The 24,603-nt window shown below is 55.0% G+C and carries 24 protein-coding genes and 1 pseudogene; 12 read left to right on the plus strand and 13 right to left on the minus strand.

Annotated features, from left to right (window positions below; all coding sequences use genetic code 11):
• Positions 1 to 258 precede the first annotated feature (258 nt).
• The 3 genes and pseudogenes from ACQUQR_RS15705 (at position 259) to ACQUQR_RS15715 (ending at position 2,264) form a co-directional block, all read left to right on the plus strand.
• Positions 259 to 1,077 (plus strand): hypothetical protein, encoded by an 819-nt coding sequence (locus ACQUQR_RS15705; protein WP_134671653.1) that lies wholly within the window; start codon positions 259 to 261, stop codon positions 1,075 to 1,077.
• A 172-nt stretch (positions 1,078 to 1,249) separates the two neighbouring features.
• On the plus strand, positions 1,250 to 1,573 hold the full coding sequence (locus ACQUQR_RS15710; protein ID WP_004594473.1) for a hypothetical protein: 324 nt from the start codon (positions 1,250 to 1,252) through the stop codon (positions 1,571 to 1,573).
• A 93-nt stretch (positions 1,574 to 1,666) separates the two neighbouring features.
• Positions 1,667 to 2,264: pseudogene (locus tag ACQUQR_RS15715) on the plus strand (hypothetical protein).
• Positions 2,265 to 2,718: 454 nt separating this feature from the next.
• On the opposite strand, the gene ACQUQR_RS15720 reads toward ACQUQR_RS15715, so the two are convergent.
• The 5 genes from ACQUQR_RS15720 to ACQUQR_RS15740 all read right to left on the minus strand — a co-directional run bounded on the left by ACQUQR_RS15720 (position 2,719) and on the right by ACQUQR_RS15740 (position 7,561).
• Positions 2,719 to 3,975: an orc1/cdc6 family replication initiation protein gene (locus ACQUQR_RS15720; protein WP_004594472.1), complete on the minus strand. Its 1,257-nt coding sequence runs from the start codon at positions 3,973 to 3,975 to the stop codon at positions 2,719 to 2,721.
• Between the two features lie 637 nt (positions 3,976 to 4,612).
• Positions 4,613 to 5,641 (minus strand): Cdc6/Cdc18 family protein, encoded by a 1,029-nt coding sequence (locus ACQUQR_RS15725; RefSeq protein ID WP_435197467.1) that lies wholly within the window; start codon positions 5,639 to 5,641, stop codon positions 4,613 to 4,615.
• A 422-nt stretch (positions 5,642 to 6,063) separates the two neighbouring features.
• The gene (locus ACQUQR_RS15730) at positions 6,064 to 6,513 is read right to left on the minus strand and encodes a hypothetical protein (protein WP_435197468.1); all 450 of its coding nucleotides are present in this window, start codon (positions 6,511 to 6,513) and stop codon (positions 6,064 to 6,066) included.
• 2 nt (positions 6,514 to 6,515) lie between these two features.
• Positions 6,516 to 7,310 (minus strand): hypothetical protein, encoded by a 795-nt coding sequence (locus tag ACQUQR_RS15735; RefSeq protein WP_435197469.1) that lies wholly within the window; start codon positions 7,308 to 7,310, stop codon positions 6,516 to 6,518.
• Positions 7,307 to 7,561, minus strand: coding sequence for a transcriptional regulator (locus tag ACQUQR_RS15740; protein WP_424334737.1), 255 nt, complete (start codon positions 7,559 to 7,561; stop codon positions 7,307 to 7,309). The genes ACQUQR_RS15735 and ACQUQR_RS15740 overlap by 4 nt, the downstream gene beginning before the upstream one ends.
• A 115-nt stretch (positions 7,562 to 7,676) precedes the next feature.
• On the opposite strand from ACQUQR_RS15740, the gene ACQUQR_RS15745 reads away from it, so the two are divergent.
• Together ACQUQR_RS15745 and ACQUQR_RS15750 are read left to right on the plus strand one after the other, a co-directional pair.
• Positions 7,677 to 9,035, plus strand: a complete 1,359-nt coding sequence (locus ACQUQR_RS15745) for a DNA cytosine methyltransferase (RefSeq protein ID WP_435197470.1) — start codon at positions 7,677 to 7,679, stop codon at positions 9,033 to 9,035.
• Positions 9,036 to 9,053: 18 nt separating this feature from the next.
• A complete protein-coding gene (locus ACQUQR_RS15750; RefSeq protein WP_435197471.1) occupies positions 9,054 to 9,686 on the plus strand; it encodes a class I SAM-dependent methyltransferase in 633 nt (210 codons plus the stop codon).
• On the opposite strand, the gene ACQUQR_RS15755 is transcribed toward ACQUQR_RS15750, so the two are convergent.
• Together ACQUQR_RS15755 and ACQUQR_RS15760 are read right to left on the minus strand one after the other, a co-directional pair.
• Positions 9,679 to 10,386: a BsaWI family type II restriction enzyme gene (locus ACQUQR_RS15755; RefSeq protein WP_435197472.1), complete on the minus strand. Its 708-nt coding sequence runs from the start codon at positions 10,384 to 10,386 to the stop codon at positions 9,679 to 9,681. The genes ACQUQR_RS15750 and ACQUQR_RS15755 overlap by 8 nt on opposite strands.
• Positions 10,383 to 11,456 carry a hypothetical protein gene (locus ACQUQR_RS15760; RefSeq protein WP_435197474.1) on the minus strand — a complete coding sequence of 358 codons (1,074 nt, stop codon included), beginning with the start codon at positions 11,454 to 11,456 and terminating at the stop codon, positions 10,383 to 10,385. The genes ACQUQR_RS15755 and ACQUQR_RS15760 overlap by 4 nt, the downstream gene beginning before the upstream one ends.
• Positions 11,457 to 11,598: 142 nt before the next feature.
• On the opposite strand from ACQUQR_RS15760, the gene ACQUQR_RS15765 reads away from it, so the two are divergent.
• Positions 11,599 to 12,615, plus strand: a complete 1,017-nt coding sequence (locus ACQUQR_RS15765; RefSeq protein WP_435197475.1) for a hypothetical protein — start codon at positions 11,599 to 11,601, stop codon at positions 12,613 to 12,615.
• Positions 12,616 to 12,853: 238 nt separating this feature from the next.
• Here the strand turns inward: ACQUQR_RS15765 and ACQUQR_RS15770 are convergent, their stop codons facing one another.
• Both ACQUQR_RS15770 and ACQUQR_RS15775 read right to left on the minus strand, forming a co-directional pair.
• Positions 12,854 to 13,924, minus strand: coding sequence for a hypothetical protein (locus tag ACQUQR_RS15770; RefSeq protein ID WP_435197476.1), 1,071 nt, complete (start codon positions 13,922 to 13,924; stop codon positions 12,854 to 12,856).
• A 105-nt stretch (positions 13,925 to 14,029) separates the two neighbouring features.
• Complete coding sequence (locus ACQUQR_RS15775) at positions 14,030 to 14,935, minus strand: hypothetical protein (protein WP_435197477.1); 906 nt, start codon at positions 14,933 to 14,935, stop codon at positions 14,030 to 14,032.
• A gap of 108 nt (positions 14,936 to 15,043) precedes the next feature.
• On the opposite strand from ACQUQR_RS15775, the gene ACQUQR_RS15780 reads away from it, so the two are divergent.
• The 3 genes from ACQUQR_RS15780 to ACQUQR_RS15790 all read left to right on the plus strand — a co-directional run bounded on the left by ACQUQR_RS15780 (position 15,044) and on the right by ACQUQR_RS15790 (position 17,052).
• A complete protein-coding gene (locus ACQUQR_RS15780) occupies positions 15,044 to 16,150 on the plus strand; it encodes a hypothetical protein (RefSeq protein WP_435197478.1) in 1,107 nt (368 codons plus the stop codon).
• A gap of 37 nt (positions 16,151 to 16,187) precedes the next feature.
• On the plus strand, positions 16,188 to 16,622 hold the full coding sequence (locus tag ACQUQR_RS15785; protein WP_435066318.1) for a TRAM domain-containing protein: 435 nt from the start codon (positions 16,188 to 16,190) through the stop codon (positions 16,620 to 16,622).
• Between the two features lie 157 nt (positions 16,623 to 16,779).
• Positions 16,780 to 17,052 (plus strand): hypothetical protein, encoded by a 273-nt coding sequence (locus ACQUQR_RS15790; RefSeq protein ID WP_115803977.1) that lies wholly within the window; start codon positions 16,780 to 16,782, stop codon positions 17,050 to 17,052.
• 84 nt (positions 17,053 to 17,136) lie between these two features.
• Here the strand turns inward: ACQUQR_RS15790 and ACQUQR_RS15795 are convergent, their stop codons facing one another.
• A complete protein-coding gene (locus tag ACQUQR_RS15795; protein ID WP_435197479.1) occupies positions 17,137 to 17,832 on the minus strand; it encodes a hypothetical protein in 696 nt (231 codons plus the stop codon).
• Positions 17,829 to 18,503, minus strand: a complete 675-nt coding sequence (locus ACQUQR_RS15800; protein WP_136689351.1) for a helix-turn-helix domain-containing protein — start codon at positions 18,501 to 18,503, stop codon at positions 17,829 to 17,831. The genes ACQUQR_RS15795 and ACQUQR_RS15800 overlap by 4 nt, the downstream gene beginning before the upstream one ends.
• A gap of 493 nt (positions 18,504 to 18,996) precedes the next feature.
• Between ACQUQR_RS15800 and ACQUQR_RS15805 the strand changes: the two genes are divergently transcribed.
• From ACQUQR_RS15805 to ACQUQR_RS15815, 3 genes are all read left to right on the plus strand, one after another.
• Positions 18,997 to 19,869, plus strand: a complete 873-nt coding sequence (locus ACQUQR_RS15805; RefSeq protein WP_128904668.1) for a ParA family protein — start codon at positions 18,997 to 18,999, stop codon at positions 19,867 to 19,869.
• A complete protein-coding gene (locus ACQUQR_RS15810) occupies positions 19,862 to 20,347 on the plus strand; it encodes a hypothetical protein (RefSeq protein WP_121513335.1) in 486 nt (161 codons plus the stop codon). Before ACQUQR_RS15805 ends, ACQUQR_RS15810 begins: the two co-directional genes overlap by 8 nt.
• Before the next feature lie 381 nt (positions 20,348 to 20,728).
• Entirely contained in the window at positions 20,729 to 21,961 is a 1,233-nt protein-coding gene (locus tag ACQUQR_RS15815) for a phage integrase SAM-like domain-containing protein (protein WP_435197480.1), read from the plus strand.
• 36 nt (positions 21,962 to 21,997) lie between these two features.
• Here the strand turns inward: ACQUQR_RS15815 and ACQUQR_RS15820 are convergent, their stop codons facing one another.
• Positions 21,998 to 22,651 carry a hypothetical protein gene (locus ACQUQR_RS15820; RefSeq protein ID WP_430506185.1) on the minus strand — a complete coding sequence of 218 codons (654 nt, stop codon included), beginning with the start codon at positions 22,649 to 22,651 and terminating at the stop codon, positions 21,998 to 22,000.
• Between the two features lie 28 nt (positions 22,652 to 22,679).
• Positions 22,680 to 24,599 (minus strand): heavy metal translocating P-type ATPase, encoded by a 1,920-nt coding sequence (locus ACQUQR_RS15825; RefSeq protein WP_430506186.1) that lies wholly within the window; start codon positions 24,597 to 24,599, stop codon positions 22,680 to 22,682.
• Positions 24,600 to 24,603 lie beyond the last annotated feature (4 nt).

Genomic DNA, 24,603 nt, shown 5'->3' on the forward strand with positions numbered 1-24,603 from the left:
CTTCGCCGCGGTCTCGTCGACGTACTCCATCATCGTTAGTTATCGGTATCGCATCTAACGGTATTAGTCTTGTCCCCTGTATTCCCTATAGAGTTATCTCTATACAGATATACTATTCTTAGCTCCGGTAGTCCGATCCGGCTCAGCATTCGAGCGGAGATGAATTAACCAACAGAGGATACGATGGATCGCTATTCGTTGGTTAAGTTTTTCAGCGCCCGCCGAAGGGCGGAGGCGCACTCCTGTCTCCACCGACCTATGACCGACCGATATCTAACGACCGTTCTCGACGAGGCAGAGCGAGTCGCAGAGCACCATGAGCAGGTCGCCCAATCTTCGGACCATCCGGAACACGAGTATCTCAGGTACGCCGTCCTTCGGCTGCTCGAAGGAGAGGCTGACGACACATCGGTGGAAGTACCGCAGGTTGACGGCGTGACTGTCGGCTACGGAGAGGACGACGCGATGTGCAACAGTTGGGACGACGACGTCGAGTGGTGGGAGACGGTTCCGCCGCAGGAGGAGTGTACTCGGTTCCGGGTGTTCTACCCCGACGAGTACGACGCTGTTCCGCGAGTCATCGTCGACGTGATGGCAGCACTCGGGGCGTGGCGTGTCTGGACTGGGAGCGCTGCCGCCTGTGGCTCCTACGACCATCGCGAGCGGCGGGAAGTCCACTATCTGTGGCCGGAGGGCCATCCAGTTGAGGCCCTGCTTGCGGATCGTCTCCAGGATCCCAAGGTTGCGGTTGCTCCAGACGGCGGCCGCACCGGCGACGTACGCGATCGGATGGTCGTCACGGAGCACTCAACCCAGCACGACGACCTCGAGCCGCGAACCAGACGTGCCGTCGACGAATCGATGGCCGTCTCGCTGCTCGAAAAGGGTGGCCGCTATGAGGTCCGATCGGCGTCCGGAAACTGGTATGAAGTCGACGTGATCAGCGAGTCGTGTACGTGTCCAGACTGGCGGAAGCGTACGCCCGAGGGCGGCTGTAAACACCTCCGGCGAGTCGATCAGGAGATCAAGCAGGGGCGGGTCCCACGACCTGATGGGCGTCTCCCCTCGAACTCGTAGGATCGCCCAGCGTTCGAGATCTCCCGAGGCTACTGTAACATCAGACGAAACTCCTTGATGGAGAGTTTCGAGTATTGATACAGCTGCTGGAGAACCGGTGAGAGCCGTTGGTAGCGGCTTAACCAACAAAACTATGCGGTTTGCGCCTTTGTTGGTTAACACAGATCGGCCCATGTCCTACGAGCCACCGACGCCCCCAGCGGACCTCCCCACCGACGTCATCGACACACTCAACGACTATTCACCCGAGCTGCTCCGAGACGTTGCCCACTATGCCGAGGACCTCGCCGAGCATCGCGAGCGCCAGGCCCGCCTTGCCGAAGCGGAGGAGGAAGACGAGATCGACGAGCGACCCGATGACCTCCCCGATGATGTCCCGACGAAGGCGACGATCACGATCAAGGAGATCAACGATAACCGCTACTACTACTGGCAGTGGCGGGAAGGAGATCGCGTCAAATCAAAGTACAAATCCCCAGTAAATCCGGACGAGTAGACGGACTAGTACCTCAGTCGGATGGCCAGTTGTTCGGGGAGACACCCCGTCTGCGAAGTGAAAGACGCAGGGTACGAGAGAAGTCCCGAGTTGATGAGTGAGGATCCGGTCACTGTCGACGAACTCGTCGAGAAAGCCGACGAGTATCTGCACGAAGCCTCACCCACACCGGAAGAATACGAAGCGCTGAAACAGAGTGTTGCGGAGCTCACGCCGATCTTCTCAGCTGAGAATTCGTACTTTGTCCTCGGCAGCTACGGGAAACCCGAAATCCGTCCTCTCCAGCTCGTAAAAGATCGCCTCAACCGACAGCCCGGTGCGTACGCGTTCCTGATGATCGACATTCGAAGCGAGTGGACGAATACCTACCTCAAGTTCCGGCTGCTCGCCGATCATACAGACGTCATCCTGGGCGTCACCGAACACGCCCAGGGCTGCTTCCTCGTCGAGCAGGGCTACTTCACAGCCCTTGAGGAGTACTTCGCGAAGACGCACGTGTTCAAACACGACGTACAATACGATAGATGTGGACGCGATCGACACAAACGTAGCCGTCGAGAGTCCCTACAGTGGAATGCAGACCGCGATCTTCGAGATGCTCAACGATGCTAGGCGTCTCTGCCGGTGGACGACTGAGGACGACCTCGTCGAGTGTACCGAGGCTCTCGTGAGTGATCAGGAATACCCGTAGACAGAGACGAATCGGTTACTCCCACCCCCGACGTTTCTGTCGTTTCTCCACGAAATCCTGTTCACCGATGGCCCAGACAACGAATGAACTCGAACAGGAAGACATCCCCCGTTTTCGAGTAGTAAGTGCGGGGTGAATCCGTGCAAGATTGGGTCTTCGAACCACGAACCCTTACGCGATAAGTAGCCCACTGAAGAGCGATTGCAAATGCTCGTAAATGAAATTTCGTTTAAATGCTGTCAGACACTCCACTATTGCCAGTAAAATCGGAGGACAAGACGCTATTTGATGAAATTGGCAACGGTGGTCCTGATAGTAACTAGTCGGATTGATTAGAACAAGGAAGTTACTGGCAACACCGGAGAGGGTACTGGAGAAACTGGCACTGACGGTTGCGCGGTTACTGGCAAAAGTGGAGAGGGTATTGGCAGTACTGGTGTTGGCGGTTGAGAAGTCACTCCAGAACCCGATGCCGCTTGGCAGTTTCACGAATGTCGTTGAGCTCACCTAGTTCGCTCTCGAGTGCGTCGAGGGCCGACGACAGAGAGACATCAAGCTCGTATTCGTTGTAGTTCCCGCGTCCACTCGACGAGTCGACCAACCGTAAGATCCCGTGGAGGCTCAAATCCGACAGGTGGTCGTGTACTCGCCTGCGTTTCAGTGGTTCACTGCCGTGATTACGAAGAACCTCTCGATAGCGCTCATAGATCAGTTTCGTCCGTTCGGGTGTTTCTCCCTCTGCCGCTAGCTGACAGACAGTCAGCAATACATATTGCCCCTGCCGGGTCAACGAATGCATCCCTTCGACAACCTGTTGTCGTTGGATCTGATGCTCGGCCTCCCGAACGTGGTCTTCGGTGATTTTCGCCTCTCCACCCGCCATCGCGTCGTTCTCGGCGATATCAGCTGCTTTCCGGAGTAACCGTAATGCCTGCCGAGCAGATCCCGAGTCCTGTGCAGAGAATGCTGCGCACAATGGGATTACATCTGATTCGAGGACATCGTCGTAGAGCGCGATATCGGCTCGGTGCTTGAGAATATTCTGCAGTTCAGTCGCGTCGTACGGAGGGAACAAGATTTCCTCTTCGCAGAGAGTGTCCTTGACTTTCGGAGAGAGGTTTTCTCGGAACTTGAAGTCGTTCGAGATGCCGACCACACCGATTTTCACATCGAGATCCAATTGCGAGCGTGCTCGTGGAAGCTCGTACAGAATATCGTCATCCGAGCCGATGTTATCGATCTCGTCCAGAACCACGAGAATAGTCCCACCGATCGACTCAAGGTCGTTGTAGAGTTCGTTGAAGATGCGTTTTTGTTGATACCCGGTTTCGCTCATCGGTTCGCGCGAAGACGAGACTGTGGTGAGAGGGTGAGAAGGAGAGCGAATCTCGTTCACGAGATTGACCGCTACCTGATAGGATGTGGTGCAGCCAGTACAGTTGAGTTCAATAACGTTGAGATCGACGTCGTCGTACTCTCCGGCGGATTCTTGCAGCTCCTCAAGAAGATCGTGCGTAGCAGCTGTCTTCCCGACGCCGGTAACGCCATAGAGAAAGACGTTGTTCGGTTGCCAGCCCTGAATGACGGGACGGAGAGCGGCCGCATATTCGTCGAGTTCTTCGTCCCGCTCCTCGAGTGTCTCTGGCTGGTAATCATCCCGGAGGACGTCTTTGTCTTGGATGATGAACGATTCTCGATTGAATCGGCCCATAGGCGGACTCAAGACGAAGAACCATCATAAAACCATGGGTTCCAGTATCACCACTAACCCACCACTCGAACCAATTATGCCAGTGTCGCATCCACTTATAAAACACACACACTCCACTATTGCCAGTAAACCTTTGCAACAACTGGAGGGGGTCAACGACCCCCTCTCTAATTAGCGATACTCTTAATACATTGTACGTTAAACCATACCCGCACTAACGAAAACTCCACTAGTTGTAGTAGGTTTAGATAACAGTAACTAGACTAGAGACGTGACAGTTTCTGCCCTCCCGTCCATTCTCCCCTCGTTACTGGCAATGGTGGAGTGAGAGAGGTACTTAAACGACGGTATTATTGGCAATACTGGCAACTCTGGTCGCCCTCTCCCTGCTACCATCGTTGCCTGGCCGATATTCCAGTCGAAATCTACCCTTCCCGACACCAGTCGATGATGACCGTGGACCTCTTTCGGTTAACCAACAAATCGTATGTATTAACCGTCTGTTGGTTAACTGCTCATGGCCTATGCTCGATTCGCAGTCGGCACTCAGTACTAGTATCCCGTGATTTCGGCGTTTCGCGATTCCGCAAGGGTTCGCTTGATTGCCGCTCGATCTCACCCAATCGGAGACAGGATATTACTGCATCGGCGACGCAGCTTCCGAACCGACGAGTGAGTACTCCCGGTCCCGGCTCGTGCCTTCCGCATCGACGAGGTTGTACTGGACCATCTTGGAGAGATACGTCCGCACTGTCCGTTTCGTCCGAGGATCGTCGACCTTCTCGGTATAGCGGTCGTGAATCTCGCTCGGCCCGAGTGGCTCGTGATCGCGAACAATGTTGTAAACGACGCGCTGGTGTGGCGTGAGTGAATCGATGCTCTTCTGCTTAATCTGGGCCCGGGCATCCTCGGCGGCGTCCAGGAGGATGTCGTTGGTGATCCGCTCCTGGTTCTCGCGGTCAGCCTTGCTAGCCGCTGTTCGAAGGATGCCGATAGCGAGGCGGGCATCGCCGGCGGCTGCATCGGCGATGCGGTAGAGTTGGTCGTCGGTGATGACATCCTCGTCGAGCCCCCATTTCGCGCGAGCGCTCAGGATGTCGTACAGCTGGTCGTCGTGGTACTTGTCCATCCGGACGTGCTCGCTGGACCGCAGGCGACTCACGAGGCGATCGTCGACGCGGCCGAACAGCTCTTCTTCCTTGTTCGCGATACAGATGATCGCGAACTGCGGGAGGCTGTGGAGGTCGTAGATGACGCTGGGGTCCTCGAGTTGGTCGACTTCGTCCAGGATGACGACGGTTCGCGGGCCGTCGTGTTGCTGGAGGCGGTCGACGAGTTCGTCGTGCGGTGTCGACTGTCGGTGGATGTCGATGGTGGCGCCGAGGTCGTCGAGGATCTGGTAGAGCGTGCGGAACCGCGTGTAGTTGCGCCAGCAGTTGACGTAGGTCGTCTCGACGTCGAGGACCTCTTCCCGGAGTCGTTCGGTGACGAACTTCGAGATGCAGGTCTTGCCGGTTCCGCTGGGTCCGGTGACGATAGCGGTGTCGGCGGGTTCTCCGTTCGTGATGGGCTCGAGAACGCTGGAAAGGTGGTTGACTTCGGCGTCGCGATGCTCAACTTCCCGAGGGACGAACCCGGCGCGGAGAACGCGAGCATCGCGGATCATCGTTGCTTGATAGACTGGTTTTCTGGCTAGTAATAAAAACGTGACCGGGTCGTTTCCGGAAACGATTCAATTTGTCCCATTCTGCCTGTAGCCATACATACGCTGTGACGCGATTCGCTTTGTGGAAAACCAAGTCTTCCGGGAATTTCCGGAATCGGTTCACGGGTGGGAGCGTGTGACGACTAGGTTCTGCCAGCCATCGCTGTCGTGCTCTTCCCATGGAATGAGGTACACGCCCTTGTCAGGACGACTTTGGCAGTCCAATTCGTCCATTAAGCTGTTCCAGCGCTTTTCAATTGTGTCCCCGGGCTGCTCACGGAGGGACTTATCGAGGTCATTGATTAGTCCCTTCTGGACTTGTTCGTGGCGCTCGGTCCCGTACTCACGGAACACATCTTCATATCCTTCTCGCACGAGGCTGACTACTCTCTTGCCCCTGTTGGCCCCACTTCTTTCTCGGCTGCTTCGATGATTGCTTCATAGTCCTCTTGGGAGATCTCATGTATGCTATGCTGGGGAACCCCGGTCAACCCGGGTTTGTCCTTGAGGAAGGAGATTTTGTCTTTCACCGCGCTCTCATTGACGCCCTTCAACCGAATTGGGGGCTCAAACGATCGGTAGTCTGTGATATGTGCGAAAAAGTCCTCTGTGACTCCAGAGTCGGAATCCAGATCTTGTTCTACTCGTTCAATGTGATCTATTTCACCAGCACCGAATAGAATGTAATCTCCGGGGCGGTAATAGACGAACCTATCTCCCTCGGAAAGCTGGTTTGTTCCTGGTGTATTCCCTCTATAGTGGTAGATCTCTCCGACCTCGTCGTGGTAGTTGCTTCCGTCCGCTCCTTTCTGGTTCAGCCAAAAATACGCCATAGTTATTGACCCTCAGATTTGGTAGACTGATAGTACTGGCAGGTGGCGCTAATAGGGCACGATTCACAATCCGGGCTGTTAGGAGTGCATACGAGGGCCCCGAGATCGAGGATAGCTAAATTGAAACTCCGTGCAACATCTGGATCTGTTGGTGTGAGTGCATCCAGTAAGGCATACACATCATCACTCTTGTGAGGCTGCTGTGGCATCTCGTAGCCGAGAACCCTGCCGATTACTCTGGCGAAGTTGGAATCGACCAAGGACATAGGTTTTCCTCTTGCGAACAGTTGGGTCGCCCTCGCAGAGTAGTCGCCGACACGCCATGGTTTCTTCAAATCTTCGATGAAGTCTGGGATTTCTCCATCGAACTCTTGGATAAAAATCCTCCCAACCTCTTCTAGCGTCCTCTGTCTATGGTTTACGAAGCCGAGAGAGTGAACCGCTTCCCTGATCTCCTCTTCTGAGGCCTGATTGAGCGCTTTTGGATCCGGAAACCGTTGAACCACGTCTGAGTATATTTTCTCAACCGCATCGCCTTGTGTCCGCTGGAGCAGGATCTCAGCAAGGTAGACTTTCCACGGATCGTTCGTTTCCCTCCAAGAATAACTTCGCCCGTGTTCTTCTAACCAGTTCAGAAGATTCGGAATATAGGTAATGAAATCTTCAATCTGGTTTTTCGCATCGTTCACTCCTCCCTTTTCCGCCTGTGTGGCGGCTTCTTCTGTATCGACTAGCTGTTCGAGTTCTTCGACTGTAATGTCAGTTCTTCCAAACGGGAGTGAGGTTTGCTGAGTCACTTTTTCAGATCCTCAATTATCTCCTCGCCCTTTTCAGTTGCCTGCCATAGACGGCCCTTCTTCCGGTCTGGCGTTATGCATTCTGCGAGCCCATGGTCATCCAAGTCGGAGAGAACATTGCTGACGTGACTCAAATAGTAGTCTGTCATCTCTGAGAGTTCTTTCGGTGTTCGAGGCTTGTCTTCAAGAGATAGCAGTAGGTTCTCACGGTACTCGCTGGCTTTCACCCACGAATATTCCTCGACGTCCATTCAGTATGGGGATTGACCGAGGCGAAGTATTTAAGTTGATTACAATATACACACGAGATAGATACATGGCCCGAATAGGAACTTTAAACGACCGCCGCTACATCCGTCTGAACAGATGACTGAGGAACGTCTCACAGCTATCGACCTTTTCTGCGGGGCAGGAGGCCTATCACAAGGCCTCCACGATGCCGGATTCAAAGTTCTATGGGGAATTGATCACGAGGAAAATACGAAGCCCACCTACGATGCGAACCACGAATGTGAAATGACGGTGGGGGACATCCGCGAGGAAGAGCCACCGGACCTAGGCCTTGATGAAGGAGAACTGGATCTTGTCGCAGGAGGTCCACCATGTCCCACATTCTCCCTAGTCGGCCGAAGCAAAATCAACTCAATTGAGGGGCGTGACAACCAGAGCGACGAACGCCACCTTCTATACGAAGAGTTTCTTCGCTTCGTCGACCACTATCAACCCAAGGCCTTCCTGATGGAAAACGTGGAGGGAATGCTCTCCGCAGAAAACGAGGACGGCAAACCTGTCGTCGATACTATCAAGGAGCAAATGCGCGGGGAGCGGCAGGTTGCAGATCTGGATCTTGATCTCGATTATAGTGTCAAGGTCCAGCTTCTGGACTCGGCGAACTACGGTGTTCCGCAGCACCGGAGTCGACTATTCTTCATCGGCAACCGTGTAGGCGCGGAAAACCCGGATATGGAACAGTGGGAGACACACAGGTCTCCGAAGAACGAGGAAGAGAAGAAGATCAAGTACAAGAAAGATCCATCCAAGCGTTCCGAAGAAGATCAGCACACGCTTGATGGGTTCGTTGACGAACGTGAAGACGAGGAGTTCCCTACTTTCCGAAAGGACAAGCGGAACAAAGAGCCGTGGAATACCGTGGCCGATGGTATCCTCGATCTTCCTCCTGTGTCCCCGAAAGGTGAGACCCCGCCCACCAAAGCAGAGGAATACGAGATAGGCCCTGTTTCAGAGTATCAGTATTGGGCAAGAGATCTCGGCGAGGATCAGGATTGGGAGGAACAAGATCTTCTGAATCATGAATGCCGTGGCCACAATATGCGTGACCTGACTCTCTACAAGCTTCTCGGAGAGGGGACCTCGTACATTATCGGAGATATCCCTGAGGAGCACCAGCCCTATCGGACGGATATCTTCCCGGACAAGTTGAAGAAGCAGAATCCGAAAGAGCCTGCTACCACGATTGTGGCTCATCTCTATAAGGACGGCCACATGTTCATCCACCCGAATGAGGCCCGTTCAATCACGGTTCGGGAGGCTGCACGGCTTCAATCATTCAAGGATACTTTTGAGTTCCCAGTCTCACGCACTCACGCATTCAAACAGGTTGGTAACGCTGTTCCTCCGCTACTGGCTCAGGCTCTTGCCACTGCTATTCGCACAGAAATCTTCAATCAGCCTGTTCAGGAAGAAGAAGCTCAGAAAGCGGATTGAATACCTTATTACTTAGAGATGACTACGATACAGAATAGCCCTAACGTACTAGTTGCCTGCGAATTTTCAGGTGTTGTAAGAAACGCTTTCAGAGACGAAGGTTTTGACGCTGTAAGCTGTGACCTTCGGGAAACAGAAAGGAACCCGGAATATCATATCAAGGGAGATATCTTGGAGGTATTGGAGGAAAGGGGCGAAGAATTTGATTTGATGATCGCACATCCGCCGTGTACATATCTCAGTAATTCAGGGGTGAGATGGCTGTACGAAAAAGAGAAAAGATGGCAGGACATGGTTGAAGGCGGAGTATTCTTCAGAAAGCTTCTGAACTGTGAGAAAATACCGCATATAGCTGTAGAAAACCCTGTAATGCATAAATGGGGAAAGAAGGTAGCTGGAATAGAAAACTATCCTGATGAGCTACAGCAGACTGTTCAGCCTTGGCAGTTTGGAGAGCCTGAGAAAAAAGGGATATGTCTATGGTTGAAGGATCTTCCAAAACTCGAGCCAACAGATGTAATCGAGGATGAAGACGAGAGGGAGGCAAGGGTGCACGAGATGCCTCCCAGCGAAGAAAGGAGTAAGGAAAGAAGCAGGTTCTTCCCTGGTGTCGCAGAAGCGATGGCAAAGCAGTGGGGCGCAGTTATCTAAAGCTGCTCCATTCATTTTCAATGTGGTCTATCAGTCGTTCCATTGGATATGCTACTCCAGAAACTCCTTCATCTACTGTAGGCGCATAGCCGAAGTCGAATAGTTCTACAATATCTTTGGATTCGACGTCGTCGTAGAAATCAACCGTGCCGAATCCCATGTAGATGTCGCGTTCGAACTCGCCCGAGAAGGAATAGTTGTGTGTAGGGCAGTCGGGATCAGAACAGGAGTGTGTAGCAACCTCAAACATCAGTTTCCACATGCCGCTTTGAGCCATTCTTTCCCGGAAGCTGGTTTTACAGGAGATGATGAAGATAGGTCCGCCCTTTGGATCGTAGTAGACTATGTCAGAGTCCGGTGATAGGATAGTCTCATCTTCTCCACCGATTACAGGAACTGCATCCGCTAGTTCTGTTGACTCAAGCTTCTTGCTATGGAGGAGTCTTAGACCGTTTTCAGCTGCAACGTCTGCCGTAGCGTAGGAGACCAGTGCTTGGAAGTAATTTCCTGCGACGTTGGATCGGACCTGTGAGACATCTTTTCCATTTTCTTCTGCCCGTGCTGTGACTTCGTCGACCACATTTGTCATCAAGCCCTCTATATCGGTGAGGATTTCACGGTCGGTTCTCCGGTTAACGTCTTCCTCAAAGATGTCCCAGTAGGTATATTGCTCAATTCGTGATTTCACATCCTGATTCATAGATCGGCGGAAACCCCTGTGAACTCGACCACGTCCTCGATAAACCGGTCTGCAGGACGAAGCGTGTAGGAAAGGTCGTCGTCGTTGTTGTATCGATTCCAGACGAAGGAATCCCGTGGGACGTAAATCCTGCTCCCGTCGTTGCTGATGTCATGCAGCTTCTCCTTGGAGACGTCGGCCATCAGTAGAGAGACAAACCAGACCTCGTCGACTCCAATTTCTGCTTCTCGAGAGAGGCTTTGGCGGAAGCGTTCTCGGAGAGTTCGCTTGCAGGAGAAGCCGATGCTACCCTCTGGTCCATCGACCATGTTGTCGATCTCGAGGTCACCGAAGTGAGCAGGATCTCCGGTAGCAGGAACTCCAAACTGATTGAAAATATGCTGAAGACCGGTTTCAAGAACATTCCCTGCTGTAGAAGCACGGCTCTGACCTGCTCTACGTTCATATTCCTGAACAATCCCGGAGATAATCCTCGCTACTTCTCTCTGCTCGATGTGTGGATCATCTCGAAGTTCCGCCATCTCCTCATAGATATAATCGATTAGTGGCTCTCGTTGAGCACCAAGCTGGTAAGCTTCGCCTTCGAAATCGACGTTATACAGGGCGTCGTAGGCTTTTGAAGGGTCAAGATTTCCTCTATCGGTTTCCAGGGTCTCGTTTACTATGCGGATGATTTCTTGTTTTCCGAAGCTTGGAGCTGTATCCAAGATTTCGCTGGTACGAACGACGGCGTCAATTGCTATACGGAACTCGCGTATATCGTCCTCTTCTTCGATTCTTCGCAGTATTCTTTCCGCTAGGTCCTCGGTCTGTCTGTAGCGCTTCGATATATCGCCGCCGTATGTCTTGTTGACGGAACCAGTGATGGTGTCTCTGATCTGCTGTTTCTGAGTTTCTAGGTCTGTCTCGTTCAGCAGGTCTTTTCCTTCGAGTTCGTTACCAAGTCGGGAGGAGAGCTGCTTCAGAGTCTGGGTTTCCTTGGTGGCGTAACTACCATAACTGGAAGCGACAAGATCGCGGGCAAACCAATACACCTTGAACTCGGAGGGGTCGCCGGAATAATCTGCCATCTATCTGGTAACGACTCAACAAAACGCAATGAGAATCAATTACATTTTGAACACATTTTAGATACAATCACTGCCTCTCCGTTCGTATATTGTGTGTAAAATGTAACTGGTCCTTTCGTCCCGAGAAATTCTCCTGCCAGTTATGACAATTCGGGAGGAGTATCTCGAATATCTCCATAGGTATTGGCCACAACAAAAAGCAGTAGGAATGATTGCCGAAGCTCGCTTTCTTGACCGGCTTGAGGCAACTGATATCGAGCCTATTTCAGAGGTGATGCTGTTCCAGCCGAAGCCAGAGAACGACGAGTTCCAGCCGTGGGAGAATATCTACACGTTCATTCTGGACGCATCTGAGGAAGATAGTCTATCAAGTGCACAAGTAGAAGCCGCTCAACTGATGGAGAGCGCTGGAACAACCGTTATCTTCCCGTCTGTAGAGGAAAGCGATCAATCAGGTTTAGAAAGTTTCAGAGGAGGATCAGGAGATACACCGCTCGAGCACGAACTGGAGTGGAAGTGGCGTTCATACGATTTCAATAGCTCGGAACTTGAGCAGGTGGATATCGAGGACGAGACCGAGGCATGGAGGACGAGAGGAAGAAGTTCTGAGGACGACGGCGAATACCTCGACGAGTTCACTGAGGCAGTCTCTGACTTCTCCGATGATGTGCTAAAGGAGATGTTCTACAAGGAGCACTTTTTCTCACACCATCTGAAAGAGATATACAGCTTTACAGGTACCTATTTCGACGTTGACGGCCTCTTGGTAAGCGACTCTGAAATCACGCCCTATGAGATAAAGGAGAAAACAGCATATCAGGACTCAATAGAACTGTTTGGGCTGGACGTAAGCCGATTAATCGTGATGCTACGTGTAGCGTTGACAAAAGGCCTCGATCCGATTTATATCGTCCGAGAAGTGGAAGAGGCAGGTGAACTCCACGTATTTGACCGGGAGTTTGTTGACTGGCACTCTATCCAGTTATCTGATGTAGTTAGAGCTTCAGCTTGGCAGATTCAGGGCGGTGGACCTGGAATGACCGGTGGACGAACTCAGACACTTATGATTCCGAAATCAGAGTTTAACAGTGTACACTTTGAAGATATAGATCTAACCGATTACTCTGATTTTGTTGGGAACTTCCAGAGCCAGATATAGATCTACCGTCTGATCAGCGAGGGTGTCTTTCAATTGAAGCGGGTGAAGCTTAGAACTCTAATATCGCGTTGACCTTCCGAGAACCACTCTATCAGCTCTGGAACCGTATTGGCTGGCGAAACGGTTCGATACACTATTCGCAAAATGAGGATGGTTCTATTGAGTGGGAGCCATATGAATCATAAACGGGTATGTTGAACCGCGCATCCGTACAAATTCAGTAGGAGAGAAAACGGCTCTATTCTGGTTGTTCTTCGTCAAAACCGAAGAGCTGTGATTTTGCGTGCGTTTCTCCTCTGATGGCTTTTTGCGCTGCTGCAACGGCATCCTGTAGATTACTGTCCCCCTTCAAATGCGAGACCGCCTCTTCCGGAGTCGCCACACCAATTCGATACTTCGCACTGTTTACGTACGAATTGAGTGTCCGAGCCTTCATAATAGAGAATAATAGCTTCTTGCTCAGGGCTTCAAAGTCGATATCCATAATTTGCACACCAAATCGGGTGTGAATCCCGTGGATCAGGTCATTTCTGTACTTCCACGCTTCACGAATCGCCTCTTCTTCTTTCGAGGTGAGCAGTGGCGCGATATTGTTGATTTTATTTGAGAATCCGCAGTGCATATACGACTTCTTGATTTCCTTGTCGTTACCTTGTTCCAGGTGGTATCGGTTTACTAGCTCGACAATTTCTTCGTCGACAATTGAGTACGCCACAAACAGCGGTGCGTACACTGATTCGTAGAACTCGCCCTGTTGAAACGCATCTGAATCCTCGCTCCAGGACTTATGCCACTCTTCGATTTCACCGCTCTTCGCGAGGAGATTCAATATCGCTGCAAACAACCTTGGTGCAATATCTGCTGGGCTGTCCCCGACTCCTCGAGCAGAGGGCTCAGAATCGAGGATGGGGAGACTCATTTCCTCCTGATAGGTGATATTCAGAGTGCGCTCCATCCCCGGTGACAACCGATACACAGGAAGATATTCATCTGATCCGTATAGCGAGCCCATTTGCTCCATTCCGAACTCCTCCTCTACCCGTCCGAAATTAAGCAATATCTGGACTTTCTGTCCGTCATCGAGGGTCGGCAGCTTGGTGAGGGTAGGAATTACTTCGTCGACATTCCGATACCCAGAGCCAAGATATCTGTATTCCCACCGATTCGTACCCTCATCGCTTGTCACATACCGTATGACGTACTCTGTCTCATCATTACAGATATCTGAATGGGGGACGCGACCTTGTCGGATACCTTCTACGTAGCGTATATCATATCCATCATTGTCCTGTTTGTACTCAATATCCATCGTACTCTGCGAATCTATAGTGTAAAAGGGATATATAAGCACCCACTGCGTCCTTCCTGTGATCTCTGCTCTAGATAGACGTCGGAAGGGTGTGCGGTAACCGGGTTACTGTTCCAGTGCTTCTCTGAGGTCACTTCCAGGAGAGCCGAAGATGTCGTCGAACTCATTGGGTTGGTCCTCTGCAAATGTTCGGAGTTCCTCCCGCGATGTAATCCCGTATTCGAGCGCTAGGTAATCCTTGGTCGCCGCCCCAATTCGGGGGAGTTCGGCGAGATCGTCCTCGTATTCCAGCTGATGCGCTTTCAACCACGCGTGAGACTGTTCAAGGGCTTCCTCGGGGGTTAACGACTCATCAGGTCTCGCTTCGATTGAACGGCCTTTTCGATACCAGGCGTTCCGCTCTGCTTCTGGCGCGTTGCACGCGATTGTAGTACTCCCGTCCGGCGCTGGACTGATGGTAAGGTTGAATCGACCCGTCGAACCCCATCGAATCCGGTTTGAGGACGCCTCCACGAGGTCCCATCCAGTGAACGAGTCCTTTGGATTCAGTTGCTGTAGCGGGCCTGTATCACCGAATGCACTCCCCGACGAGAAGCCATCGAGATGGTTCGTCGCGATACTGGAGACGATATCGCGGTCCACACCGGTATCTTTGGAGATATCGATCGGATCCGCTGTCCCCAAGAGGTCGTCGACCGTTGTGTATCCTTCGTCAGCAAACGCTACGACCCGATCACGATTCATTAGGTCCTCGTGATGTAGCTGGTCATCAATCCCTGTTTCCTTGAGGTGGTGAAGATACTCCTGGGCGATCGAGTCCTCGAAGCGGACGTTCCCTGCTTCTATTCTGTTCGCTTTGAGCGCTTCAATGAGTGCTGAAAGGGAGTATGAGGATTTGAACAGCGGATTCCACTCTTCCTCGTCATCGTCAAATACCTCTATGTCGGTTTCTGGTTTGAAGTAGATGGGTCGATTGGCGTTGGCAAATTCGAGAAGTGAGACTGACACCATTCTTACTGATGGCTGACTGACTCTCGGATTAAATAGATGTACCTCTCAAGCGAGGGGCACAACAGGGGTATTATTCTATAGGTGGACTGCTAAACTGCGACAACTAGTATGCCGTTCTTGGCCCTCCACGACGGTACCGAGGTTATCCCGAATCAGGTACAGAAAGGGGATCTCCTCGAGTGCCCGAAGTGCGGCGATCAATTAAAAATTCGCGACTCCCATCGCCGGAAGGGGTCGTTCGTCGCGCGGCATTTCTACCACGCTGCTGAAGAGGAGACGGACTGTGGCGGTGAATCTCCTCCTCATTTGCGGATGAAGTCGATCGCGTATTCGAAGCTCACGACCGAGTATCCCGACGCTACAATAGGACTAGAACAGCAGCTGGGTGACCGGCGTGCCGATATTCTCGTTGAGTTTCCACAGCCTCGGTTCCCTGAGGGCCGTGGCATCGGCGTCGAAGTACAGCACAAACACGAGGACAAGGATGTCGACGCAGTAACCGCTGAGTATCTTGCTGCAGAGTACAGCGTCCTCTGGTTGGGAGAAGAGGACTTCTCCGGATTCAACGTCGATCTCTCTGGCATTCTCTCGACTTGGCCTCACGCGGTCCAACACGACTTCAGCGGCGGGTATCACGGCGTCATCCACTGGCTCCGACAACCAAAGCCAGCCAATCCCTCGATAGACGTCGTCCTCCCGCGAGAATATCTAGCTGAACACAGCGAGGGGCTTCGTCGAGCATGGGAGTACGGGAAGTTCGATCAGGGAGGCCAATCGGACTGGAACGATCTCGGATTCTGGTGGTTGAGTGCCTCGTATGACCCGTACCAGAAGTGGTTCAAACTCACCGAGACGCCTGACGGGCGGACGATGCTTCAACTCGGGAAGCAGGTCCGCGGTACTGAACACGTGCTCGCTCCAGTTCAGACTGGACACTCTCGGAATCGGGGAAAGGTTCACAGCTTGGCTTACGAGGTGGATTCAGCAGATACCTCCACTGGCGAATGGGCAGATATCGAAAAGACGTGGCTGGAAACCGGCTTACAGAGTACTTCAGTTATCTTCAAGCTCGTCGCAACCCCGAGCGGGGAGCTCGCCCTTTCGCTGGGAAAGTACAAGGAACACAGCGACGACGGCGAGTTCATCACTGTATCAACCGAATTCAACCGCACCCTCAAAGAGAACCTCCACGAATTCGCCAACCTGCTGGGTTAAAGTTACTTGTCCCATGGTACTGACCACTAGAAGCTTAATGGTCGAGATCCCCAGCCCCCTTTGTTCCCTGTTTAGTGCTCTGATCGAAGAAGAGGATGGAAGATACGTAGTAGAAGTCCCCTCGAGTGAAGTCGATCATGAAGCGTTGTCAGCAAACGAAACGTATCGAGTGGCCATTCTAGAGTCCCAAGTCTCGACAGCGTCGTCGATACAACAGGAATCACAACAGTCCGGTTCTCGGGAGACTGAGGGCCGTTCACCCTCGGAACCTCCCGTTGATAAAGGCGAAGTACGTGACGTGACAATCGAAACCGTCGGCGATCAGGGCGACGGTATTGCAAAAGTCGAGCGGGGGTACGTCGTGATCGTTCCCGGCGCTCAGCCCGGCGACGAGCCAACAGTCGAAATCGAACAAGTTCAGGAGAACGTCGCGTTTGCGAGCATCGTCGATAGCGATCCGCGAGCACTCTAACCCATTGTCCCTTCTGTGGATCGGTCTTCTTCTCGGTAAACCATCGGTGTGAGAAGGCTCCGTTCGCGTTTGTCTGATGGAGGTGGTTCTGAAAGTCACGTCACGTTTCCTTCACGCGTTCGCGATGGCACAACCTTCCAAGGCCGATATCCAATCTATGACAAAGGAACCGATTGAGGTACTCGACGACCTGGCCGACCAGGTCGCCGATGAGTTCGAGGCGTATAGACAGCCGGACGAATTCAAGGATGTCTCGCTCGTGATCGAGAACAGCGACGAGGAGCGTCCGACGCTGATCGTCCACGTCGATAGGGAGGATGCGGAGTCCCTTGCCGACCGTATTGATGAGTTCCTCCGCGAGCACGGTGCTCGTACTGAACGGGAACGACACTCAGCTACGGATGTCCGCGTGTTAGCGACGGTCGACTGACACCGCCCCTCCAATTTTTCGACTGACTGCAAGCACCGCTGAAGGGCCCTATCTTCACTTCCGAGCAAGGGGGTCCCGACCGCTTCAGCTCAGGTAGTCAATCTGTGCAGACAGATACTTTTGGAGGGCGGAGACAGTCTCTTCTGAGACAGCTGAGGCCCCGAAGTCACTCCGATACCCGTGCTTGAGTTCGTCGCTCTCTATGATCTCCAGTCCACGCTCTAGCTGCTCCCGTAGTGCATCGTCGTCCCCTCGCCGCAGGTGGGGCGTGACAGCGTCAAGGTCGATCTCTTCCGCGACCGCCAGGACGTCCCGAAGATCTGTTTCGCGGCCGCTGTGGAGCTTTGCCGCCACGAGGACGGCCCCATCGATCACTCTGGCTGTCGTCGTCACTGTGCCTCCGCTCACCTCCTGTTGGTGGCTGTGGTCGTACAGGTAGTCGAACGACCACTGTGCCTCCGTCTGGCGACACGCGAGTCCGTTCACCAGGAGATCGAAGCCGATCGGCTGCTGCGGCGTGAGCCGCTTCTCGTACTCGATTACTTCGGTGTCGTAGAACCATTCTTTGGCGTGGCTGTCCGTTTTCTCGAATCCCCGCTGTTCGAGGAACTCGACGAAGTCAGCTTTGGAATCCGGCGCGACGACGATATCGAGGTCCGTGGAGAAGCGAGCATTGAATGCTGAGACAGCGTAGCCGCCAACAAGAACGTACTCGTGGCCCTCTTTGGTGAGCTCCTCGAGCAGTTCGATGAGCGCGTCACTTCGGTTGTTGAAGCTCATGGCTGCGCCCGTTCGGTCTCTCGATACGTGACGCCGAGGTCAAGGTCCTCGTACATCCGGTCGAGCATCGCCAGCGCCGACTGGAACTGGGCGTAGTTCTCGCGCATGTACTCGATCGTCTCTGCTCTCGGTATCACCGGGTACCCTTCGACGTGCTCGATATCGAGTGACGCGCGTGGCTCGAGGACCATTTGTAGCGGTCCGCTAAGCTCGTCTCGGGGCTGTCGTTCGAATGCGGTCGGGAGGTCGAAGGACTCGAAGAACCCCTCCCAGGCGTCGACGTCCTGCTCACGAACAGCCAGGAACAGTGGATAGTCGTTGGGCTCGCGACCGACTTGGTAGCCGCCCTGAGTCCACACGTAGACGGCGTCGATCCGCGTGAACGCGAACGGCCAGTCACCGAATTGTGGGATGACGTATGTTTCCTCGATGGAGGGTGGACTGACGCCAGCGCTGGCAGCGACGAGCTCGAGCGCTGCGTCGCGTACGCGCTCGTCGACTACAGTGAGGCCGTCATCATAGGAAACGTAGCCTGCCTCTTCCAGCCGATTGACGGCCTGTCTCACTGTCTCGTAGGGCGTGTGGAGGTGTTGGGCGACACGGCGGATGGAGTCACCACTCTCGATGGCGAGGATAGTCTGTGCCGCCGTGTCGTCGAGAACCTCATACATCTGGTAGTTACCAATAATCCGGTAACAGCTAAAGGTCTTACTAGAAGACGGGGTAGAACGGCTCTGTCTGAGTTCTATCACTCGGGACTCTCCCATTGAATGACTGAAGAATGTAGATCTCATAGCCAATCTGCATAATGTGGATAATGTAGATAATGTAAATTGGGCTTCTTCAATTGGTTCGTGTGGGTGGCAAAGATTGTGATGAATGCGTATGAAATGCTGATTATCTAAATTATGTAGATTGCGTAGGGTCGACGGTGATTATGCCAATTGAGATTGTGCCAACAATCTACGTAATGTACAAAATGTAGATTGTGTAGATGGCGTACGCAATCTGTCTGGCACAGAATTAAGATGGACGAGCATCATTGACCGCGTATGACCAGTGCAAAACGTACATTATCGACAAAACTCGCGCAACCTTCAACATCTACCCAATGTACATTACCTACAAAATGTACAAAATCCGCTTCTTACGGGGTGCTGAGCTATGAGTGCTGACGAGTTTGAAGGGCTCCCCGGAGCAGCTGTCTCGTTGCTCAAGGGAGGGGTAGGGAAATCCACGATCGCGCTCAACATCGCTGATCGACTCGCTGCTCGTGGCCATGAGACGGTACTATTGGATCTGGATAAGGACGGGCACATGACGACCCAGTTGGGATACGACGATGCGTACGACCGAGATGCGAACCTCGGTGACGCCCTTATCGATGGTGAGGACCCCGAAGACCTGCTTATCGAGACGGACTTCGGCGTTCACCTACTCCCGTCGAGTAACGAGCTCGAGAACGTCGAGACGAGGCTGAAGGACGAACGGTTCGCAGACGTGAAGCTTCGACGGAACGTCGTCGATCCGCTCATTCAAAACGGATACGACTACGTGATAATTGATGCCGCAGGCGGCCGTGGGAAACTCTCCGACAATGCCCTCATCGCCGTCCAGCGCGTCATAATCCCGCTAATCCCGCGTGCTGGCTCGATCAACGGCCTCAATAAGATGATTGAACGCCAGATCTCCCCAATCCGGCAGAATATCGGGTTGGATATCCTCGCAGTCACTCCGAATATGATTCGCGAAACAATGGGACAACGCAACGAGCATCGGACTCTCGTTGAAAATCTCAACCGGGAGTTCGGTTCATTCGTCCCCGAGTACGCTCGTGTGGACCCGGAGATCTTCGATGCCCTCGATGATTCGGAACGCACCATCGATAGTATTCCGAAGCCAGGGATTCGCGAACGGACCGCGATTTCTCGCGCGTTCAAGCAAGGAATGCCGGTCTCGGAGTTCGACGAAGATTGCGACCAGATCCCGAATTTCGATCACTTAGCGGACCTCGTGGAGGAACACAGCCATGCCTAATGAGGACGACCGTTTCGGGGACGTCGCTGAACAGCTCAAACAAACGGAGGAAGGAGCCGAATCGGATGACGACGAACGTACTGACGCCCAGGATGAACCGCAACCGGATGAAGAGATAACTACTGAGGACACAGAGTCGGAGACTGAGTCCATTCCTGAGCAGGATGAGGAGGATGTGGACGAATCCACCGGTGGACCGGCCTTCTCCTTTGATGAGACCGATATGCACGGCTTCTATGTCCGGGAGGACACGTGGGATGGCGTCACCCGGATGCGATCATCGGTAACTGCTGCGTGTTCTATGTTTGATGTTCCCGAGTTTGAGGGAAGAGAGTTTCAAGATGCGTGTCTCCGGGTAATTGCGGACCACGGTGATGAGGTTGCCCTCCAGATCCTCCGGGAGCGTGGTATCGAAGCCGATGAGGAACGTGTTCAGGAAGTTGTTGAGATGCTGAGCGAGCAAGCTACGAACGACTAACATTGGATTTGGCTGATTTTCCTCACCATTCAAATTTTGTGCGCATTGTACATTATGCAGATTGTGTAGCAAGCTATCTGCTTGCAGTCTTGCGATTATTCTCAGAACCGGGTCCGAACGGCGGTCGCGGTTTTAGTATATCGGTATATGGTTTATACCGTTGGTCAAATCCGAATTTCAGGGGATAGAACCCTTCTATCATCGGAAAAATGGTTATGAGATTTCTGTACTCGATGGTCCTGATTACGCCGGTAATCACGACCAGTTTGAAGTACCCCGCCGCCGTCGGTGAAGCACGGATGCTGCAACCGCCTCACGACGGCGCTTCCCCCAGGGTAGAGGCACCGAGACCGGGCTTGCAGGACGGTGGAGGACCGGTGAATGCCTGACCGAGCGCTTTCGACGCCGCTCGACGACAGCTTCGAGCGCTACCTTCAGGACAAGGGGAAAGGCCGTGGTGGGGACGGTGGGAACTATCGACGCAACGCAGCCCGCGAGCTCGAGCGGTTCGCCGAGTGGGCCGCCGGCGACCGCGGCGCCGACGACTGGACCGGGATCGTTCCCGACGACGTCGACCGCGAGCCGACCTTCGACGATCTCGACGAACGCGTGTTCCGGGAGTACGCCCGACATCTCGGTGGAGATCGGGGACTCAAGCAGAACACGGTACAAACCTATTACCGCTATATCTCTGCGTGGTGTGGCTGGTGCGTCAACGAGGGATATCTTGAGGCACACTACGCGCAGCGGGCGAGTGCGATGGCGCCGTTACCGGAGGACGACGGCCGTAAGCCCGGCGACCAGCAGGCCTGGACGTCCGAACAGCGCCACGCCCTCACCCGTCACGTCGACGAACGGGCCCGCGACGCCGTCGAGGCGTACACGACACTCCCGGAGGATACTGACCCCCTCGACAAGCAGCGAGCGCGCTACGAAGCGCTGAAGGCGGCTCGTGACCGGGCTCTGGTGTTCGTTCTCGCGTACACGGCCGTCCGTGTTGGGGAACTTCTCCGGGACCCGAACGACCCGCGGCGACGTGGCGTCCGCTGGGAGGACCTCTCGCTTGACGAGGGGAGTATGGACGTCTACCGGAAGAAACAGCAATGGGACGCCGCGAGTCTCCCCGACCCGGTGATCTCGCCGCTCCGGAGCTACCGCCAGCTGATGGACCCACCCACGGAGCGCTGGCCGGTGTTTCCGACGTTCGACCAACGGACGCTCGCAGAGCTCGTCCGGGAAGAGCTAGCCGAACGAGGGGAACGCCCGGAAGCAATCGCTGAACGCCGTGGGGAGTACGCTCGCGACCTCCTCCTGGCGCTCGATGAGGATATTCGGCCGCCCTCGATTACGACGGACGGCACACGATCGATTCTCCAACGGCTCTCAGAAGCTGCAGAGATAGACATTGACCATCCGAAACACGACTATCTCGCTCCGCACGGTGGTCGACGCGGGATGGGTGAGGTCCTCGTTCGAGCATTCGGATACACGGTTGCCGCCCGGTATCTCGACAATTCAGAGGAGATGGTGAGAGAGCGGTATTCACATATCGGGGCCGGAGAACTCGGTGATGTCGCTACTGAGGCGCTCGAGGAGATCGATAGTATACCGTAGTAACATATTTCGAGTGTGAGGGGTAGACCGTCGCGTTCACACCGCGTCGACGGTGAACAGCGAGTCGTCGCTGAGGACGACCTGTACCCGGCGGTGCCAGGCGTCAGCAAAGGCCTCCCGTTGCTGGTCGCTTGCCGATCCGTCGAGAATCCCTTGGAGGTTCCCGATCGCGGGTCCACCGCCAGGAACGTCGCTGACGTGGTAGGCCACTTCGACGGTCTCGTCCGTGTCGGTTCGCCGGAACCGGAACGTCGGGTCCGCCGTGTCCGGGTCGAACGCGTCGAAGACGAGGAGGTCGCGGCGGCCGCCATAGCCGCCGGCGAGCCCGCTGAATCCGTCATCGCCGGTCGCGCCAGTCACGTACGAGATGATGCGGCTCATCACGCCGTACGCGGCATCGTCCTGCGGGCCGGCCGTCTGGACCTCGATTTTGCTCCGGACTGGATAGTCGTCGGGATACAGGGCGTTGAGCCCGAGCTGGACGATCCGGTAGGCGCCCGAGGCTGTCGGACAGGAGTGGCCCGCTTCTTTCACCGCGTCCCGGTAGGTGACGACGAACGGCTCGCCCGGTTCGAGGACGCCGAGGGCCTCCGCGACGGGGTCGCGGATTTCGATCGGGTCGACGTCGTAGTCGACCTGCCAATTGGTTCTCGTCTGGGTCGTGTCAGTCGCAGTCGAGTTCGATGTCATGAGTGGTGGTGATGATCGTATCTAGTGGTCAGTGGCGAAGCAGTCGCATCCCGTTGAGGATGACCGCGAGGACGCTGGCCTCGTGGACCAACATTCCCGCGGCGAGGGTGACGTAGCTGGTGAGCACGCCCGCGAGCAGGACGGTCACGGTCAACACTGCGAGCCCGACGTTCTCGAGGACGTTCCAGCGCGTCGCCTTGCTGAGTTTGACCGCGTAGGGGATGCGTTCGAGGTCGTCGGCCATCAGCGCCATGTCCGCCGTTTCGATGGCGGTGTCCGTCCCGGCGGCACCCATCGCGATGCCGACGTCAGCGGTCGCCAGCGACGGCGCGTCGTTGATGCCGTCGCCGACCATCGCGACGACGTGTCCGTCGGCTTGGTAGGCCTCGATGACGGTCTGCTTGTCCTCGGGGAGGAGTTCGGCGCGGTACTCGTCGATGCCGACCTCCTCGGCAACGGCGGCGGCCGTCCGCTCGTTGTCGCCGGTGAGCATCACCGTCTCGATGCCGACGTCCTGAAGCGCCGCGACGACGTTAGGAGCTGCCTCCCGGAGCTCGTCCCGCAGCGCGATTGCGCCGATGATGTCCCCATCGCGGATGACGTGGACGACCGTCTCGCCGCGCCCCTCACGCTCGCGGACGTATTCGGCGACCGGACTGGGGACGTCGATGTCGCGGTCGTCCAGCAGTGCGCGGTTGCCGACGACAACTTCATGGCCATCGGCATTGGCGATGACGCCCTTGCCGGCAATCACGTCGAAGTCGTCCGGATCGGAAATCGACTGGCGGCTGGCGTCCGTATCGTCCGCCTGGGCGACCGCCGCCCCACCGTCCGTCGCAGCAGTCGGGCGCTCGCGGGCTGCGTCAACGATGGCGTCGGCAAGGTGGTGTTCGCTCTTCTTCTCGGCTGTCGCCGCGAGCGAGAGGACCTCGTCGTCGGCGACGCCGAATCCCTCGACGTCGGCGACGGTGGTCTCGCCCTTCGTGAGCGTCCCCGTCTTGTCGAAAGCGACGAGGTCGATCTTGCCGGCGCGTTCGAGGTGTTCGCCGCCCTTCATCAGCACGCCAGACCGAGCGGCGTTACCGATGGCCGAGACGATGCTGACCGGTGGCCCGATGACCAGCGCGCCGGGACAGCCGATGACCAACAGCGTCAGCGACAGGATCGCGTTCTGCGTGACTGCATATGCGCCGATGGCCAGCACGATGACGGCCGGCGTGTAGTACTTCGCGAACCGGTCGATGAGACTCTCCGTGGGCGACTGGGCCTCTTGGGCCTCCTCGACGCGACGGATGATACGTTCGAGGGTCGTGTCCGAGCCCGCACCCGTCGTCCGGATTTCTAGCGCGCCCTCCTGGTTGACCGTCCCGGCGTAGACTTCGTCGCCGTCGGCCTTGTGGACGGGCGCGCTCTCGCCGGTGACCGGCGCCTGGTTGACTGCGCTCTCGCCGTCGACGACGGTTCCGTCGACCGGGATCTTCCCGCCCGGCTTTACGACGACGACTTCGCCCTCTTCGACATCGCGGGCGGAGACCTCTTGGAGTGTCCCGTCGCGACGGACGGTCGCCGTGTCGGGCGTCATCTCCAGTAGCTCCTGAAGTGCCGTCCGGGTCTTCCGCATCGTCCGGCCTTCGAGGTAGCTGCCAAGGCTGAACAGGAAGACGACGGCGGCGGCTTCCCAGTACTCCCCGATGACGATAGCACCGATGGCGGCCAGCGTCACCAGCGTCTTGATGCCGAGCGTCCGGTTGGTGACCTCGTGGTAAGCGGTCTTGGCGATGTCGTAGCCACCCACGACCGTCGCGAGGACGAGGATGGCGGCGCTTGCCATCTCGAAACTCGTGAGGTAGCCGAGACTCCAGCCACCGCCGTACAGCAGGCCGCTCGTCGCCGTGACGATGGCCTTCCGGTGGTTCCGGTAGTACTGCGTGATCGATTGTTTGTTCATAGTG

The sequence above is a fragment of the Natronomonas sp. EA1 genome, from assembly GCF_051195035.1.
Lineage (GTDB): Archaea > Halobacteriota > Halobacteria > Halobacteriales > Haloarculaceae > JBNTJV01.

Coding starts and splice junctions, on each gene's coding strand:
- ACQUQR_RS15705 (WP_134671653.1), top strand. CDS start 259: ATGACCGACCGATATCTAACGACCGTTCTCGACGAGGCAGAGCGAGTC.
- ACQUQR_RS15710 (WP_004594473.1), top strand. CDS start 1,250: ATGTCCTACGAGCCACCGACGCCCCCAGCGGACCTCCCCACCGACGTC.
- ACQUQR_RS15720 (WP_004594472.1), bottom strand. CDS start 3,975: ATGGGCCGATTCAATCGAGAATCGTTCATCATCCAAGACAAAGACGTC.
- ACQUQR_RS15725 (WP_435197467.1), bottom strand. CDS start 5,641: ATGATCCGCGATGCTCGCGTTCTCCGCGCCGGGTTCGTCCCTCGGGAA.
- ACQUQR_RS15730 (WP_435197468.1), bottom strand. CDS start 6,513: ATGGCGTATTTTTGGCTGAACCAGAAAGGAGCGGACGGAAGCAACTAC.
- ACQUQR_RS15740 (WP_424334737.1), bottom strand. CDS start 7,561: ATGGACGTCGAGGAATATTCGTGGGTGAAAGCCAGCGAGTACCGTGAG.
- ACQUQR_RS15745 (WP_435197470.1), top strand. CDS start 7,677: ATGACTGAGGAACGTCTCACAGCTATCGACCTTTTCTGCGGGGCAGGA.
- ACQUQR_RS15750 (WP_435197471.1), top strand. CDS start 9,054: ATGACTACGATACAGAATAGCCCTAACGTACTAGTTGCCTGCGAATTT.
- ACQUQR_RS15755 (WP_435197472.1), bottom strand. CDS start 10,386: ATGAATCAGGATGTGAAATCACGAATTGAGCAATATACCTACTGGGAC.
- ACQUQR_RS15760 (WP_435197474.1), bottom strand. CDS start 11,456: ATGGCAGATTATTCCGGCGACCCCTCCGAGTTCAAGGTGTATTGGTTT.
- ACQUQR_RS15765 (WP_435197475.1), top strand. CDS start 11,599: ATGACAATTCGGGAGGAGTATCTCGAATATCTCCATAGGTATTGGCCA.
- ACQUQR_RS15770 (WP_435197476.1), bottom strand. CDS start 13,924: ATGGATATTGAGTACAAACAGGACAATGATGGATATGATATACGCTAC.
- ACQUQR_RS15775 (WP_435197477.1), bottom strand. CDS start 14,935: ATGGTGTCAGTCTCACTTCTCGAATTTGCCAACGCCAATCGACCCATC.
- ACQUQR_RS15780 (WP_435197478.1), top strand. CDS start 15,044: ATGCCGTTCTTGGCCCTCCACGACGGTACCGAGGTTATCCCGAATCAG.
- ACQUQR_RS15785 (WP_435066318.1), top strand. CDS start 16,188: ATGGTCGAGATCCCCAGCCCCCTTTGTTCCCTGTTTAGTGCTCTGATC.
- ACQUQR_RS15790 (WP_115803977.1), top strand. CDS start 16,780: ATGACAAAGGAACCGATTGAGGTACTCGACGACCTGGCCGACCAGGTC.
- ACQUQR_RS15795 (WP_435197479.1), bottom strand. CDS start 17,832: ATGAGCTTCAACAACCGAAGTGACGCGCTCATCGAACTGCTCGAGGAG.
- ACQUQR_RS15800 (WP_136689351.1), bottom strand. CDS start 18,503: ATGTATGAGGTTCTCGACGACACGGCGGCACAGACTATCCTCGCCATC.
- ACQUQR_RS15805 (WP_128904668.1), top strand. CDS start 18,997: ATGAGTGCTGACGAGTTTGAAGGGCTCCCCGGAGCAGCTGTCTCGTTG.
- ACQUQR_RS15810 (WP_121513335.1), top strand. CDS start 19,862: ATGCCTAATGAGGACGACCGTTTCGGGGACGTCGCTGAACAGCTCAAA.
- ACQUQR_RS15815 (WP_435197480.1), top strand. CDS start 20,729: ATGCCTGACCGAGCGCTTTCGACGCCGCTCGACGACAGCTTCGAGCGC.
- ACQUQR_RS15820 (WP_430506185.1), bottom strand. CDS start 22,651: ATGACATCGAACTCGACTGCGACTGACACGACCCAGACGAGAACCAAT.
- ACQUQR_RS15825 (WP_430506186.1), bottom strand. CDS start 24,599: ATGAACAAACAATCGATCACGCAGTACTACCGGAACCACCGGAAGGCC.